The following is a 14839-nucleotide window of genomic DNA, read 5'->3' on the forward strand; positions in this document are numbered from 1 at the left end:
GAAGCGCCAGGCTGTCATGGCCCCGTACGGGGCGGCGGATCGTCCGGGCGGGAACGTGACGACGCGCCGCTATCAGACGGCGGTCGGAGGTCGCCGGGTAGTTTATGCGAGGTGGTCAGCGCCTGCTGATGGCAGACTGGACGGCGGTGCGCAGGGCCGCGCGGGTCAGCAGGAGGACGGGGCCGTCTGGGTCCTTGCTGTCTCGCACGGCCACCACCGACGCACCGGCCACGTCCGCCAGCTCGACGCAGTTGCCACCGCTGGAGGTGCTGCGGCTGCTCTTATGCCACTTGGCCTGTGTCAGGTTTATTTTTCTTCGATGACCTTCTTAATCAGGTCGCGCGACATGTTCTCGGTGAGCGCCCGCGAGCGAAGTGTTATCAGGGTTCGCGTGGGGGCGTGGTGTCTTGACTGTGGGTTCGTACGGGGGGCGGTTCTTCTGGGCGCGGACGTGACGACGCGCCGCTACTCGGCGACGGTCGGAGGCCGCCGGGTTGGTTGGTGCCGGGGTGGTCAGCGCGTGTCGATGGCGGCCTGAACGGCGGTGCGCAGGGCCCCGCGGGTCAGGAGGAGGACGAAGCCGTCGGGGTTCTTGCTGTCCCGCACCGCCACCGCGCCAACCGAGTCCGCCAGCTCGACGCAGTCGCCGCCATTGGAAGTACTGCGTGCGCTCTTGCGCCACGAGAGTCCTGTCAGCTCAACGCAGTTCCCACCGTTGGGGCCGCTGTGGATGCTTTTGTGCCATTTCGCGTTCGTCAGGTCCATCTCTCCTTCATTCCCTTCCTGATCAGGTCGCGCGACATGTCTTCGGTGAGCGCCCGCGAGCCAAGTGCTATCAGGGTTCGCGTGAGGGCATGAGGTTTCGCCTGTGGGCTCGGTGGGGTGCGGCGGGTCGTCCGGGTCCGGGGACGGGACGACTTGCCGCTGATCGGTGGTCGGGGGCGGCGCGGGGGTGCCGGGTGGTCAGCGCTCGCTGATGGCCGACTGGACGGCCGTTCGCAGGGCCGCGCGGGTCAGCAGGAGAACGGGGCCGTTCGGGTGCTTGCTGTCCCGCACCGCCACCACGCCGGTCACGTCCGCTAGCTCGACGCACTCAGCACCGTTGGAACCGCTGTGGCTGCTCTTGCGCCACTTGGCGTTCGTCAGGTCCATCTTTCTTCGGCCACCTTTCTAATCAACTCGCACGACATTTCTTGCGTGAGTGCCTGTGAACGTAGCTGGAGTAGCGTCCGCGCCAGGACGGAGAGGTCGGCGGGGTCATCCGTCGTGATCGAGCGTATGGCGGTTTCGACATACGCGATCTCGTTCCGATCTTCCATGGTTGCTAGTACGAAAGCTCCCATGTTGCCGTCGTGGTCGCCGCGACTCAACACTACTTGAACCGTGACGTTGGGCATCCTGCTGATCTCGATCAGGTGCTCCAACTGCTTCCTCATCGTCTCGTGGGTTCCGACCTGGTGGTAGAGCACCTGCTCCTCGATCAAGAACAGGACGATTGCCGGACCGCGCTCGTCGTCCCTGGTCAGGATGGTTTGTCGGTTGATCCTGACGTCAGCGGTCTCCTGATTGCCGTGCACGATCGCGAGAGCGTATTCGGGAGTCTGGGCGAGACCTGGGATCACGGAGTGCTGCCAGCAGATCAGCATCACTGCGTCGGCCTCGATCTGCGGCCAGTCGAACCAGATCGGAACGGGGTGTCCGTTTTTGTTGAGGTCCTCCCAGAGGTTGATGAGCGCGCCGTCTCCCTCCAAGTGATCGTCCACGATCTCCACGAACGATCGGGTAGCGCGCTTCTTGCCGTTCTCAATCTTGCTCACCTGCGGGCCACTGACCTGCGTGATGTGAGCGATGGTCTCCTGCTTCACACCCTTGGCCTCGCGCATTCGGCGCATCTGGCGACCGAAGGCGATCAGGGCGGGGGATTCGCTGGGGCGGCGCTGGCGGCGTGGGGGCATGTCACCTGCCTCTCGTAGGCATCTGCCCGCACTGCGAATGATCTTCTTTTGTCTGCCACCTGACGGCGGCAACCACATTTTAAGCAGAAGATACCTCACTGTGTTGTGCACATCACAGAAAGTGAGGAGATCATTATGGGCGAGGCAGCCCAGAACGAAATGGTGGTGAAGCAGGACCTCACGGTCGTCTCGGAGGTGCGCCGGTTCGTGCGGCTGGTCGCCGGCCAGTGGGACATGGACGACTACGTGCCATGCCTGGTCGCGAGCGAGCTGGTCACCAACGCACTCCACTACGCCTCCGCGTCCGACGACGATGTGACGTTCCGGATCGGACGAACCGACGACGGCGCGCTGTGGATGGAGGTCCAGGACGCGACCTGCGACCTGCCCTGCATGCAGCGCGCCGACACCATCAGCGAGGCCGGACGGGGCCTGTTCATCGTCGACCGGCTCTGCCGCTGCTGGGGCGTCCGCCCGCTGGCAGGCAACAGCGGCAAAGTCGTCTTCGCGGTCCTCAACGCATCATGAAGACCACGCGGAGGGACGTCCCCCCAGTCCATCCCTCCCCTACCGACCGAGCCCCGGGCCTGTTGGATCGCTCCCTGTGCAGGCGGCTCCGGCGAGGCCTGTGAATTCCTTGACCCTTGGGTGTCGCGCAAGATGACGCCTGTGACCGCTTCTCCGCATGGAGGTCGGTGGCTCGCCGGACGTGGAAACCCGGGATCCCGTACACCTGCGATCGGCTACGGGGACGTGGGGATGCGGATGCGGGTGAGGATGTCGGCGATCTCGCGGGTGCGTTCGTCGTCGGGGCCGTTGATGACGAGGTGGTCTTGGTAGAGGGCCTCGAACATGTCTTCAGCGGCGGCCTTGTCGCCGGTGGACAGCAGGAGCATGCCAATGCTGTGCCGGATGTCGAGGGCGAGTTCACTGGCGTGGCTGTCGGCGGCGGCGACGTCGTCGAGGAGGCGGCGGAACTGGTCGAGCGCGACGGTGTTCTGGCCGAGGTTGGCCCGGCAGTGGGCGGCGTAGCGGCGGGATTCCAGGGCGCGTCCGCTCGACGGCCCGGCGGTACGGGCATAGGCGTCGGCCAAGGCGTCGAACTCCGGGAGTGCCGTGCGCGAGTCTCCACCGACGAAGAGGATCAGCGCGCGATGGAAGCGGAGTTTGAGCAGGTCCGGGCTTTCGGAACCCAGCATCCTGGCGGCCGGGCCGATGACCGCTTCGACGACGTCGGCGGCTTGAGCGAACCGGTCGGAGGCGAGGAGTTCGGTGGAGCGCCTGAGGGCGTCGTCGATGGCGTTCCGGAGTTGGGTCGGCGGCGTGGTCGGTGCGTGCGGCACGGTCGACGGCGCCTGGGCGGGAGAAGGGCGGCGCGTACGGCGGAGAGGGGCGTTCGGCTGCCGGTACAGGAGCGTCGGGTCGGGCATCTCGCCGAGCCGTCGGCTCGTGGCGGGCGCCGGCGAGCCGGGGGACGGCAGGAACGGGAGCAGGCGCTCGTAGACGGCGTAGGCGTCGGCCGGTCGCTGCTCGGGCTGCTTGGCCAGCAGGTCCAGGACCAGCTCTTCCAGCTCTGGCGGTACGTCCGGACGCAGCCCGCGTAGCGGCTCGGGATCGGCGTTGAGATGCTGCCTCCACAGCTCGTACTGGCTGTCGCCGTTGAAGACGGGTGTGCCCGACAGCAGTTCGTGCAGGACGCAGCCCAGCGCGTACAGGTCGCTCTGCGGGGTCACCTGGGCGGCGTTGACCTGCTCGGGGGACATGTACCGGCTGGTGCCCAGCGGGCTGCCCGTGGCCGTGATCTTGGTGATGTCGCGGCGGAGGATCGCGGCGATGCCGAAGTCGAGGACCTTGACGGTGCCGTCATCGGTCACCAGGACGTTGTCGGGTTTCAGGTCCCGGTGGACGACCGGGATCGCGTGCGCGTGGGACAGGACGGTGGCGATCTGCGCACCGACCGCGGCGGCCCAGGCGATCGGCAACCGGTCGGCCGGGTCGATGTAGGAGCGCAGGTTCCTGCCCTTGATGTACTGCATGACCAGGTAGAGGCGATCCGCGGAGTCGGCGTCCAGGACCGCGTCATACACCTGCGGGACGCCATGGTGCTGGATGCGGGCGGTGATGCGCGCCTCCCGGCGGAACCGTTCTGCCAGGTCGGCGATGTGCTCCGGAGACAGCAGCATGTCGGGCCGGATGGCCTTGACGGCGATCTCGCGGTCCAGGACCGAGTCATAGCCGCGCCAGATCGTGCCCATGCCGCCGGAACCGATCTCCTCGATCAGCTCATAGCGGTCGGCAATGGTCCTGACCGGCATCCTTGCTCCGCGTGCGATCGCTATTGTCCGATGTGGCCAGTGTTGCGGCGGCGGAGATCGGCTGTCCAGCCGCCCGCCGATTCGCTCGGCGAACGGCCGGACGGGCGAGCGATCAGGCGACGCCGGCCTGTTCCCGCAGCAGTTGCCATGCCGCGCGGCGGGCCCGGCTGTTGAGGGACGACTTGAATTCGGGGTCCGAGCCGAAGTACTTCTCACCGAGGGTGGCGATGGTGTCGACGTGGTCCATCATCTTCTCCTCGAAGACCTTGTCGAAGACGATCCCGAAGTTCTCCTGGTCGTTGTTGGCGACCGCGGCCTGCTTCACCCTCGGCTCGGCCATCGCCTCCTCGAACGGGCGGATGATGTCCTCTTCGGTGAAGTCCGTGCCGAACTTGGCGTTGAACTTCTCGATCAGCTCCGTCAGCGGCGACTTCTCCGGCTCCTGGGCTCCGCCGGCACCGTCCCCGAAGCCCTTCACCACGGCGGCGCCCTCAGGGGCGAGGCTGAGGTCGTGCTCGCCGGTCTTCTCCACCCGCATATGGCTGAGGTCGACCTCGCCGATGTCGACACCGCCGTCGGCGCGCCTGGGGAGCCGGTTGAGCAGGTGCCGCCCGTACAGGTGGAGGCGTTCGAGCTCGGCGTCGCGGTACGGGACGATCTGCGAGAGGAACCCGTACTTGCGCACGTAGTCGTTGAGGTCCGCGCGGAAGTCCTCGGCGGTCTCGCGGTCGTCCTCGTCCTCGCTGTCGATCAGCGCGGTGAAGCGCGCGACGGCCGGGCCGAGCAGCCGGTACAGCTCGGCGTGCAGCTTCTCCCAGCGCGCGGTCGAGCCGCCGGCCTTCTCCTCGGCTTCGAGGTAGGCGCGGGCGAACTCGTCCATTTCCGCGTTGACGAGGATCTGCGCCGACATGACGCGGCTCTGCGCGGTGTAGAGGAGGTTCGGATCCGAGGGGAGGGTCATCGCCTCCTCGTAATAGGGACGGAACGCGTCCTGGATGTCCTCGGCGTCGTTGACGAAGTCCACGATCGCCAGATCGGTCTGGCTCTTGCGTTCGGCGGTGCGGTTGAGCCGGGACAGCGTCTGAACGGCCGAGATCCCCGACAGCTTCTTGTTGACGTACATCGTCGTCAGCAACGGCTGGTCGAAACCGGTCTGGTATTTCTCGGCGACGACGAGGATCCGGTACTCGGGCTTTCCGTGTCCGCCCGACTGCGTGGTCAGGTCGTCGGCCCGCGTGTACGCGAACGCCTTGGGCAAGGCGCTCTCGGGCAGACCGCCGTTCTCCTTGGACTCGGTGACCTCCTCCTTCTCATAGGTGAGCGAGCCGGAGAACGCCACCAGCACGCCGATGCCGTATCCCATGTCGTCGATGTGCTGCTTGATAGCGCGCGACATCTGCACCGCGCTCTTGCGCGAGGCGGTCACCACCATGGCTTTGGCGCGTCCGCCAAGCCGCCCCTGCGTGTGCGCCCGGAAGTGCTCCACGATGATCTTCGCGTGCTGCGCGACGGTCGAGGGATGCGTCACCGCGTACCGCGCCAGCAGCGTGTTCGCCTTGGACCGGTCGACCTCGCGCTCATCGGGGTTCTTGTTGACGAGCTTCCAGTACGTGTCGTAGGTGACGTAAGTGCGCAGCGGGTCGAGGATGAAGCCCTCCTCGATCGCCTGCCGCATCGAGTAGGTGTGGAACGGCCGGTACGTCGGCTTGCCGTCCACGGTGTCCAGCGTCCCGAACAGCTCCAGCGTCTTGCTCTTGGGCGTGGCCGTGAACGCGAAGTAGGACAGGTTGGACGCCTGCGAGCGCTGCGCCGCCCTGTGCTCCAGCTTGGCCTCGACCGTCGTGGCGCCCTCGTCCTCGTCATCGGCGTCCAGTCCCAGATCGCGCAGCGCGGCCTTGACCGCAGTGGCCGCGTCCCCGGACTGGGACGAGTGCGCCTCGTCCACGATGATCGCGAACCGGTGACCGGCGATCTCGGTCGGGTTGCGCCGCAGGAAGTCGATCAGCGCCGGGAACGTCTGCAACGTCACCGTGATGATCTTCCCGGACTGCTGCGACAGCGCCTTGGCGAGCTGCTCGGACTTGGCGCCGATCCTCTCGTCGATCTTCACCACGAGCCCGGCCGTCTGCTCGAACGCGCCGATGGTCTCGCGCAACTGGGCGTCCAGGTTCCGCCGGTCGGTGATGACAATGACCTTGTCGAAGACCGGCGTCCCCGGCTCGACACCGTTCGCCACAGCCTCAGGCGCCAGGTCCGCCGCTTTCACGGACGTGTGGAGTGACGACAGCCGGTGCGCCAGCCACGCGATGGTGTTCGACTTGCCCGAGCCGGCGGACGCCATCACCAGGTAGTTGTGACCGGCCCCGTGACGGGCGGCGTGCGCGGTGAGCTTCTTCACCACGTCCCACTGGTGGAAGCGCGGGAAGATCAGCGTTTTGCTCGTGCGGCCACCGGCGCTCTTGGTCTTCTGCTCGTGAACGAACCGCTGGAGCATGTCCAGCCAGGTGTCCGGCTCCCAGATCCGCGTCCATAGATACGAGGTGGCGTACGTCCCCGGCTCGACCGGTGCCGGGTTCCCCGCGCCGCCGGGCTGGCCCGGCCCTTCGGACCCGGTGTTGAACGGCAAGAACCGCGTCTTCTGACCCCGCAACTGCGTCGCGACGAACACAAGATCGGGATCGACGCAGAAGTTCGCCACGACCCGCTGCCGGAAGATCAGCTCGCTTGGATCGCGCTCGCTGCGGTACTGCTGCTTTGCCTGCTCCACGCCTTGCCCGGTGAGGGGATTCTTCAGCTCGGCCGTCGCGACCGGAATCCCATTGACGAACAGCGCCAGGTCAAGTCGGTTCCCCTTGTCGGCCTGCTTGGTCGCATACTCCAGCTCGCGCACGACCGTCAGCCGGTTGGCCCGGTACTCGTTTAGTACGGAGTCGTCCAGCACAAGGTTCGGCTTGAAGTACGCGAGACGGATCAGGACACCCCGATCCTTCACGCCCTTACGCAGGACGGTGAGCACCCCGTCCTCGGCGATCGCCTTGTCGAGCCGCTTGGCGAAACCGAGCTGCGCGGCCTCGGTGCTGTTTCCGTAGAACATGACGAGGCGTTCCCACTCGTCGCCCTGGGTGTCCCCAATGAAGGTGAAGAGCTGCCGCGTGTCCAGCCCGAGTTCGGGCCGGTAGTCGCGCGGATCGCCTTCCCGCCAGCCGCCCTTGAGCATCGCCGCGACGATCGCGTCCCCGAACGCCCTCTCGTCATGCACCGGACTCATGTTCTACTCCATAACCCCACGACCGGATGCCGTGGAAACGTCGAACTGCCCCGTAACCGCCGCTGTAATCAACGCCTGCCGCCGCTCCGCCAGCAGAACCTGAGCCTGGTTCAAAGCCGCCCGAACCTCGGCCATGGCTTTAATTGTCCGCCCAGTTTTCTGCAGTAGTGATTCACCGTTACGAGGAATTGGAATCCGACACTGACGTAGCCGCTCGCCTGTGAGGTGGGGAATCGTTGCGATATTCCCATCCGCTTCGAATACCCCACAATACTTTGCCAGTCGCAACCAATACATCAGCCACTCCACTGCCACTTCGCCGGCCTGGCGGACACGATGCAAAGACTTTTGGAAGTAGCACTCTTCGATCCTTCCGTCCCAGACGGCTGCCTCCGCCACGCCAGCACCGCCCTCGCACACAAGAAGATCTCCGGAGCGCACTGAGTAGCGCTTGCGCTCATCCGCCGTAAAATTCATGGTGGCAACATCGCTCGTATCGATCTCATACCAATGAATATTGGCGTTTCGCAGATAAGGGCGCTGATGATCACCCTCTGACCGTTCGGAATTCAGCATCTTTCCAAGATCTGTGTAAAAGTATGCAGATACTGGGCCGATAGACCAGTCCGACGGAATGTATGGGAGCCATGGCCAATCAGTGGGGTATCCATTATCGCTGGTAGCACCTCCAGAAAGCATGTCGGAAATGACAGCCAACTCTCTTTCTTCCAGGGCGTTGATTTGCTTCCTTCGCGATGCGGTTAGCTTTTCGATGCGGGCGGTCTCGGCGTCGAGGAAGTCGGCGATGCGCCGCTGCTCGTCTAGTGGAGGAAGCGGAATGCGAACAGACTCGAGATCTGGCATGTAGATTGTAAGGTGAGTTGATCCATACGCCAGTTTCTCCCACTCCTGTTTCATTGCACGTAGAACGAGCAGTAGGTAGCGGGCATCAAGCTCAGGCCCTGGTTTCCAGGTAACGAAGGCTTGGGTAGTCGCCATAGGGCGTCCGATTCGGACACTGTATCCGACTGATGCCGTACGGGAAAGCATTACTGTGTCGGCCGGATGGAGTACAGCCGCACTGTTCCTCATCCCCAGTTCGCTGATGTGCTGCTCGGTCTCCATCAGGGGCGTCAGACTGTCTCCCCTGCGTGTTACGTCTGGTGTAGTTACCCAGGGGATTGTGCAGTTATTCCAATACTCTGGAATCGATCGATCTGGAGTGTGTCCGGTTCCCATAGTTGCGTAAAAATTCAGCGGAACCACACGCCAGTGAGCCGGGACGGAAGGCGCCCAACCGAGAGTTGTTGGCTGCAAATCGCTCATTCGGTCACCTCGCTGAGGAGGGTTTGGATTTCGGCTTCGAGGACCTTGAGTTCTGCGTCGATCTCCGAGAGGGGGCGTGGGGGTTTGTAGACGTAGAAGTGGCGGGTGAACGGGATCTCGTAGCCGATCTTGGTTTTGGTGTGGTCGATCCAGGCGTCGGGGACGTGCGGGAGGACTTCGCGCTTGAGGTAGTCCTCGACGTCCTCGTCCAGTGGCACGTTCTCGTAGTCGCGGAGGTCGGTGTCGGGTTCGATGACGCCCTTGCGCGCGTACTGGACCTCGCCTTCGGGGTCGCGGACGCCGATGGCGTCGCGGACGGCCTTGGCGAAGGGGGCGCCGGGCGGCCACTGGAGACCGGCGTCCACGACGGCGCCCATGAGAGCGTTCAGCATCTCCGCCTTGGTCGGCCAGGTGGTGCCGAGGAGCGGGCGCACCGCGTCGACAAAAGCTTCCGCGTAGCCGAGCTTCTGGACCTGCTTGGTCGCCTCAAGTGCCGCCAGGGTTTCGTCGGTCAGCTCGAAGCGGAGCTTCAAAGGGCGTTCGACGGTGATGCGGCGGTAGCCGAAGTCCTGGTTGCGGAACACCTTGACCTTGCCGTGCAGCGGGTGTTCGGGGTCGTTGGCGACGTCCAGGGCTTCGCTGTAGAGCTGGGTGATCTCGGCGATGTGGTCGGGGCGGCCGTCCTGGCCGTCACCGATCTCTTTGCGCTTGTCGCCGAGGGACTTGCGCATCTTCTGCCAGTAGTCCCGGGCGTCCAGCAGGACGACCTTGCCCTCGTGGTCGGGGTCCTTGCGGTTGGTGACGATCCAGAAGTACGTCGAGATGCCGGTGTTGTAGAAGAGCTGGTCGGGCAGGGCGACGATCGCCTCCAGCCAGTCGTTCTCGATGATCCACTGGCGGATGCGGGACTCGCCGGACTCGGCGGCGCCGGTGAACAGCGGGGAGCCGTTGAAGACGATCGCGATGCGGCTGCCGCCGGCCTCCCGCGGCTTCATCTTCGAGATCATGTGCTGGAGGAACAGGAACGATCCGTCGTTGATGCGCGGCAGCCCGGCCCCGAAGCGCCCGGATTCGCCGAGCGTTTCGTACTCGTGCTCGATCTCCTCCTTGACCTTCTTCCACTCGACGCCGAACGGCGGGTTGGCCAGCAGGTAGTCGAACTTGGCGCCCCGGTGGCCGTCATCGCTGAAGGAGTTGCCGAACGCGATGTGGTCCGGGTCCTGACCCTTGATCATCAGGTCGGATCGGCAGATGGCCCAGGACTCGGGGTTGAGCTCCTGCCCGTACACCTCGACGGTCGCGTCCGGGTTGAGGGAGGTGATGTAGTCATAAGTCGTGCTGAGCATCCCGCCGGTGCCGCACGCCGGATCCAGCACCTTGCGGACGACGCCGGGGACGCTGAGCGCGTCGGAGTCCGGCGCCACCAGCAGGTTGACCATCAGTTTGATGACCTCGCGCGGGGTGAAGTGCTCACCGGCCGTCTCGTTGGACAGTTCGGAGAAGCGCCGGATGAGGTCCTCGAAGAAGTAGCCCATGGCGTGGTTGGACACGACCTCGGGGCGGACGTCCAGGTCGGCGAAGCGTCCGACGACCTTGTAGAGCAGGTTCGCGCCGTCCAGGCGCCTGATCTGCTGGGCGAACTCGTACTTTTCCAGCACCTCGCGCGCGTTCGGGGAGAAGCCCGCGATGTACTGGGCGAGGTTCGTCGCCGCGTGCTCCGGATCGTTGGCGATCTTCGCGAGGGTGTAGCCGGTGACGTTGTAGAACGACTGGCCCGACGCGCGGCGGAGAAACCGGTCGGTGTCCATGTCCTTGCCCCTGAACCGCTCGACGGTCTCCTGGACGGCCGCCCGGGTCGGCTCCAGGACGGTCTCCAGCCTGCGCAGCACGGTGAACGGCAGGATGACCTTGCCGTACTCGGACTGCTTGAAGTCTCCGCGCAGGAGGTCTGCGACCGACCAGGCGTGATTCACCAGTTCGGTGTGCTTGCTCGGGTTCAAGGGGTTCCCTTCCTGGTGTTGCTGTCCGCGGGGCAAGGGCTAATCAAGTCTGGTCCACCGGAGCCGCGTGGCGCTGGTCCTCATGGCGACTCGGCTTCATGGGGAAGCAGTGCTCCGCCGCTGAGGGCGGTGGCTATGAAGTCGGCCATCTCGTTGGCGCACGTCGCCGCGTTCCGCGCGCTGGTCCTGAGGTCGTGCACTTTCCGGAACGCCTGGCCGTAAGCGGTCTGCTCGTCCAGCGGGAGCAAGGGGACGCGCAACCGGGACGCGACGAGTTGCTGCGTCGAGGTGCCGGTCGTGGCTTGGCTGACGTTGTCGGGCGCGCTGACGAAACCGGCGAGGAACCACGGGTCGAGCCGTCCGGGATCGGGCCGGAGCAGGACAACGCCGTTCCCGAGCAGGCATCCGGCGTCGTCCTCCTCGGCCACGCGGGTCGCGACTCCCTGAGGGCCGACGACCTGCGTGAGGAGCACGTCCCCCGTTTTGATGGTGACCGGGTCGGCCAAGGGCACGTCGCGTGCGTCGCCGCCGGCGGGCACCCCTCCGATCAGGTCGCGTGCTCGAAGGACGGGACGGTCCGCCAGATCGGCTGGCGGGGCATCGGCCAGAGAAGCCCGAACGCCGCGATGGACGGCGAGCGCCCCGCCGCGGGCCAGGTCGGCGACGGTGGCGCTGCGCCAGGTGCGACCGGCCTCGCCGGCCGATGTCCACGGCCCGATCCTGCTCGCCTCGGCAATGGCCGCCACCTGCGCCCCGAGACGCTCGGTGAGTTCGGTGACGTGACGGAGGGCCGCGTCAGGACTGATCACCGGTGCGGAGCGGACGTGCCGTGCCGGTGACAGGTCGACGAGTTCGTCCAGTAGATCGATCGCGGGCACGGCGCGGGCCGTGCCCGGGATGTCGGCGAAGTCGGCCGGGGCGTTGAACGCCTCCCACGTGTCGCGGATCGTCTCGGGGAGCGTGTCCTGGTTCGCGGCCTTGCCTTGGCGGGTTCGGTCCTGGGGGGCCGACCTTCCAGGGGTCGGCCCGACCGCCCTTCGGGCACTCGGGCGGTCGGGCGCCGGGGCCGCGGTGGTGGCGGACCGGTCGGCCATGTCCATCAGCAGGACCAGGCCGCGGCTGGGGCGGTCGGCCTCTGGACGTCGGAGTATCCACAGGTGAAGGCCGATGTGGTGAGGCGCGGCCAGACCTGCCGGGAGCGCGATGATCGCGCACAGCGCTCCCTGCCGGAGCAGCTCCGCGCGGATCCGGCGGCCGGACGGCCGTGACGCGGTGGCCGGCGGGAGCAGCAGGACCGCCTGCCCTCCGTCGTTCAGATGCGCCAGCGCGTGCTGCACCCAGGCCAGCTCGGGCTCCGAACGCGGCGGTACGCCGTACGCCCAGCGCGTGTCGAACGCCAGCTCGTCGTGTCCCCACTCGCGGTCTCCGTAGGGCGGGTTGCACACCACGGCGTCCACGCGGAGTTCGGGGAAGGCGTCGTCGCGCAGGCTGTCTCCGGTCCGGACGTCCACGAATGTCTTGGGCGACTCTTCGGTGACGCGCGTCCTGGCTTGGGCGGCGGTGACGGCGCGGTACTCCTGGCCGTGCACGCGTGCGCCCGGCTCAAGCCTGGCCGCCACCGCGCCGAGGAGACGTCCGCCCCCGCACGCCGGGTCCAGAACGCTGCGCACCCGATGGCCTCCCGTCGTCGCCAGGTCGGCCATCAGGTCGGCGATCGGCTGCGGGGTCGGGTGCAGGCCGCGGATGCCGATCGGTGCTTCGGAATGCTCGTCGAGCACGTCGAAGACGGCGAGGGGTCCTTCGTTCAGCGTCACGTTCGCCGCCGACCGCAGGAGTGCCGCCGGTACGTCGGCAAGGCTTGGCTTCACCGGGCCGGAAGACGACGAGACCGCGCCCGCGTGCACCTCGATCAATCGGGCGTCGTCGAGCGTCGCGATCCTGCCTCGTCCGTCCTGGTCCAGCCGGGCCAGGTGTGCGGTGAACAGCGCCACGGCCTCGACGTCGCGCGGCGTGCGTCCGCGCAGGTGGGCTCTGAGGTCGTCTCTGGCCGAACGTGCGGGGAGGCGACCGCGCGCGTCGAGCCATGCCTCGACCTGCCGCCTGTCGTAGCTGGGGCTGGCTTCCGTACCCCCGATGGGCTGCGGAAAGTCGGGGTGACGCCGACGCCAGTTGCTCACGGTCGCCCGCGTCACGCCGGCGAGCCGAGAGATCTCGGCGGCGGTGAGCCGCTCACTCTGCGATGCCATCCGTACATCCTTGTCAGCTTTCGGGAGCGTTGCCACTGTACACCATCCAACCGAGTGAAGTGATTTGACAGTGCTTTCATTCGATGTTTCCATGGTCGTGCTTTCAACGGCTCGGCGTGAGGAGCGACTGATGACGAGTTGGGTGGCGATCGACTTCGAGACGGCGAACTCCCTGCGGGGTAGCCCGTGCTCGGTCGGACTGGTCAAGGTGAAGGAAGGGCAGATCGTCGAGGAGTGGTCATCGCTGATCAGGCCCCCGGACGGACACGACCACTTCGACGCGTTCAACGTCGGTATGCACGGCATCACGGCGGACGACGTCAGAGACGCCCCCCGCTGGCCGGAGACGCTGGAGCGCATCGTCGAGTACGCCGGTGAGATGCCCTTCGTGGCGCACAACGCGGCCTTCGACATCGGGGTTCTCGCCGACGCGTGCAGGGCGAGCGGCCTCCCCATTCCGGACCTCCGGTTCGCCTGCACGCTCGTGGTCGCGAGGCGTACCTGGACCGGCCTGCTCTCCTACAAGCTGCCGGTGCTCTCCGACGCGCTTGGCCTCGAAGTGCGCCGCCACCATGACGCCCTTGACGACGCGCGGGCCGCGGCCGAGGTGATGCTGGCCGCGCTGAGACGGCAGGGAACGGCCACCCTTGCTCACCTTCTCGCCGTCCACAGCATCCGGATGGGCTCCTACCGCGGCGGTGTCCGCCAGGGGTGCAGGTATCTGGGAGCCACACGCCGCGAGCCGTTCCCGGACACCGATCCCAACGCGGACCCGGACAACCCGTTCTACGGCCTCACCGTCTGCTTCACCGGATCACTGCCGACCATGACGAAGGCGGCGGCCGCCGGACGGATCGCGGCCCTCGGAGCCTGGACGTCCCAGACCGTCACCAAGTCCGTCGACCTGCTGGTGGTCGGGGGCGTCCAGCCGCACCAGCTCGCCCCCGGAGCGCAGAAGACAGGGAAGCTCGCCAAGGCGGAGCGGCTCCGCGACTCCGGCCACGACATCACGGTCATCGATCACGAGGAGTTCTACGAGCTCCTCGCCGAGGCCGAGAACTGACCAGCCCCGGCGGAGGCCCGCCGACCTCCGCTCGATACGCACCGCCGTCCGTCCGACCAGCCCAGCACCAGCGGGCGGCGGTGCCCCCCATCTGGCGGCGCGCCCTACGGGGACGCGCCCGGACACAAAGGAGCACCCCATGCGCAAGATCATCATCGGCCTCTGCGCCGTCGCCGTCCTCGCCACCGGCTGCGCCATCGAGCAGGACCCGGTCGCCGTCCAGCCGGCCGAGTCCGGCAAGCCGGCGGGCAAGAGCAGCGGCGCGGCCAAGGGCAGGACGTTCCCGATCAAGCTCACCGCCAAGCGGGCACGCGCGAAGAAGAGCGTCCTGAGCGACGGCGACGCCCTGTCCTGCGTCAAGGTGACCGTCACCAACCGGACCAAGAAGCAGCTCGAGGTCAACCCGCTCTACTTCTCGATCACCGACACCAGGAACACCAAGCACGACAGCAGCTCCGCCCTCGGCGAGTACGAGGGCCAGATCGCCACCATGGAGCTCGCCCCGGGCGAGAAGACCACCGGCCTCGTATGCGCGAAGGGCGATTTCCGGCCCAAGACCGTCTCGATGACCAACCCTCTGTTCGACGAGGCGGCACGCGCCCAGGTCGCTTCATGAACACGCGGATTCGGAAAGGTGGCCCGTCTCAGCGGAGGCAGCCACGCCCT

At 66.5% G+C, this 14839-nt stretch carries 12 protein-coding genes; 3 read left to right on the forward strand and 9 right to left on the reverse strand.

Annotation, left to right across the window (positions count from 1 at the left end; all coding sequences use genetic code 11):
- Window positions 1-115 precede the first annotated feature (115 nt).
- From QSK21_RS28220 to QSK21_RS28235, 4 genes are all read right to left on the reverse strand, one after another.
- A complete protein-coding gene (locus QSK21_RS28220) occupies window positions 116-310 on the reverse strand; it encodes a DUF397 domain-containing protein (protein WP_285700374.1) in 195 nt (64 codons plus the stop codon).
- Between the two features lie 203 nt (window positions 311-513).
- Window positions 514-765: a DUF397 domain-containing protein gene (locus tag QSK21_RS28225; protein WP_352231335.1), complete on the reverse strand. Its 252-nt coding sequence runs from the start codon at window positions 763-765 to the stop codon at window positions 514-516.
- Between the two features lie 198 nt (window positions 766-963).
- Window positions 964-1152 (reverse strand): DUF397 domain-containing protein, encoded by a 189-nt coding sequence (locus tag QSK21_RS28230; RefSeq protein WP_285700307.1) that lies wholly within the window; start codon window positions 1150-1152, stop codon window positions 964-966.
- Window positions 1143-1955, reverse strand: coding sequence for a helix-turn-helix domain-containing protein (locus tag QSK21_RS28235; RefSeq protein ID WP_285700310.1), 813 nt, complete (start codon window positions 1953-1955; stop codon window positions 1143-1145). The genes QSK21_RS28230 and QSK21_RS28235 overlap by 10 nt, the downstream gene beginning before the upstream one ends.
- A gap of 135 nt (window positions 1956-2090) precedes the next feature.
- Here QSK21_RS28235 and QSK21_RS28240 point away from each other — a divergent pair, with 135 nt between their 5' ends.
- Window positions 2091-2483, forward strand: a complete 393-nt coding sequence (locus QSK21_RS28240; RefSeq protein WP_285700312.1) for an ATP-binding protein — start codon at window positions 2091-2093, stop codon at window positions 2481-2483.
- A 215-nt stretch (window positions 2484-2698) separates the two neighbouring features.
- Here QSK21_RS28240 and QSK21_RS28245 read toward each other — a convergent pair whose 3' ends face one another.
- The 5 genes from QSK21_RS28245 to QSK21_RS28265 form a co-directional block, all read right to left on the reverse strand.
- Window positions 2699-4270 (reverse strand): serine/threonine-protein kinase, encoded by a 1572-nt coding sequence (locus QSK21_RS28245; protein WP_285700313.1) that lies wholly within the window; start codon window positions 4268-4270, stop codon window positions 2699-2701.
- A gap of 112 nt (window positions 4271-4382) precedes the next feature.
- Window positions 4383-7538 carry a type I restriction endonuclease subunit R gene (locus QSK21_RS28250; RefSeq protein ID WP_285700315.1) on the reverse strand — a complete coding sequence of 1052 codons (3156 nt, stop codon included), beginning with the start codon at window positions 7536-7538 and terminating at the stop codon, window positions 4383-4385.
- Window positions 7539-7541: 3 nt separating this feature from the next.
- Window positions 7542-8864: a restriction endonuclease subunit S gene (locus QSK21_RS28255; RefSeq protein ID WP_285700317.1), complete on the reverse strand. Its 1323-nt coding sequence runs from the start codon at window positions 8862-8864 to the stop codon at window positions 7542-7544.
- On the reverse strand, window positions 8861-10864 hold the full coding sequence (locus QSK21_RS28260; protein WP_285700318.1) for a type I restriction-modification system subunit M: 2004 nt from the start codon (window positions 10862-10864) through the stop codon (window positions 8861-8863). Before QSK21_RS28260 ends, QSK21_RS28255 begins: the two co-directional genes overlap by 4 nt.
- Before the next feature lie 80 nt (window positions 10865-10944).
- Window positions 10945-13110 (reverse strand): N-6 DNA methylase, encoded by a 2166-nt coding sequence (locus tag QSK21_RS28265; RefSeq protein ID WP_285700319.1) that lies wholly within the window; start codon window positions 13108-13110, stop codon window positions 10945-10947.
- 130 nt (window positions 13111-13240) lie between these two features.
- Between QSK21_RS28265 and QSK21_RS28270 the strand changes: the two genes are divergently transcribed.
- Window positions 13241-14173 (forward strand): exonuclease domain-containing protein, encoded by a 933-nt coding sequence (locus QSK21_RS28270; RefSeq protein ID WP_285700320.1) that lies wholly within the window; start codon window positions 13241-13243, stop codon window positions 14171-14173.
- Between the two features lie 139 nt (window positions 14174-14312).
- Entirely contained in the window at window positions 14313-14789 is a 477-nt protein-coding gene (locus tag QSK21_RS28275) for a DUF4352 domain-containing protein (protein ID WP_285700322.1), read from the forward strand.
- Window positions 14790-14839: the final 50 nt, after the last annotated feature.

The organism is Actinomadura sp. NBRC 104412 (assembly GCF_030269515.1).
GTDB lineage: Bacteria > Actinomycetota > Actinomycetes > Streptosporangiales > Streptosporangiaceae > Spirillospora.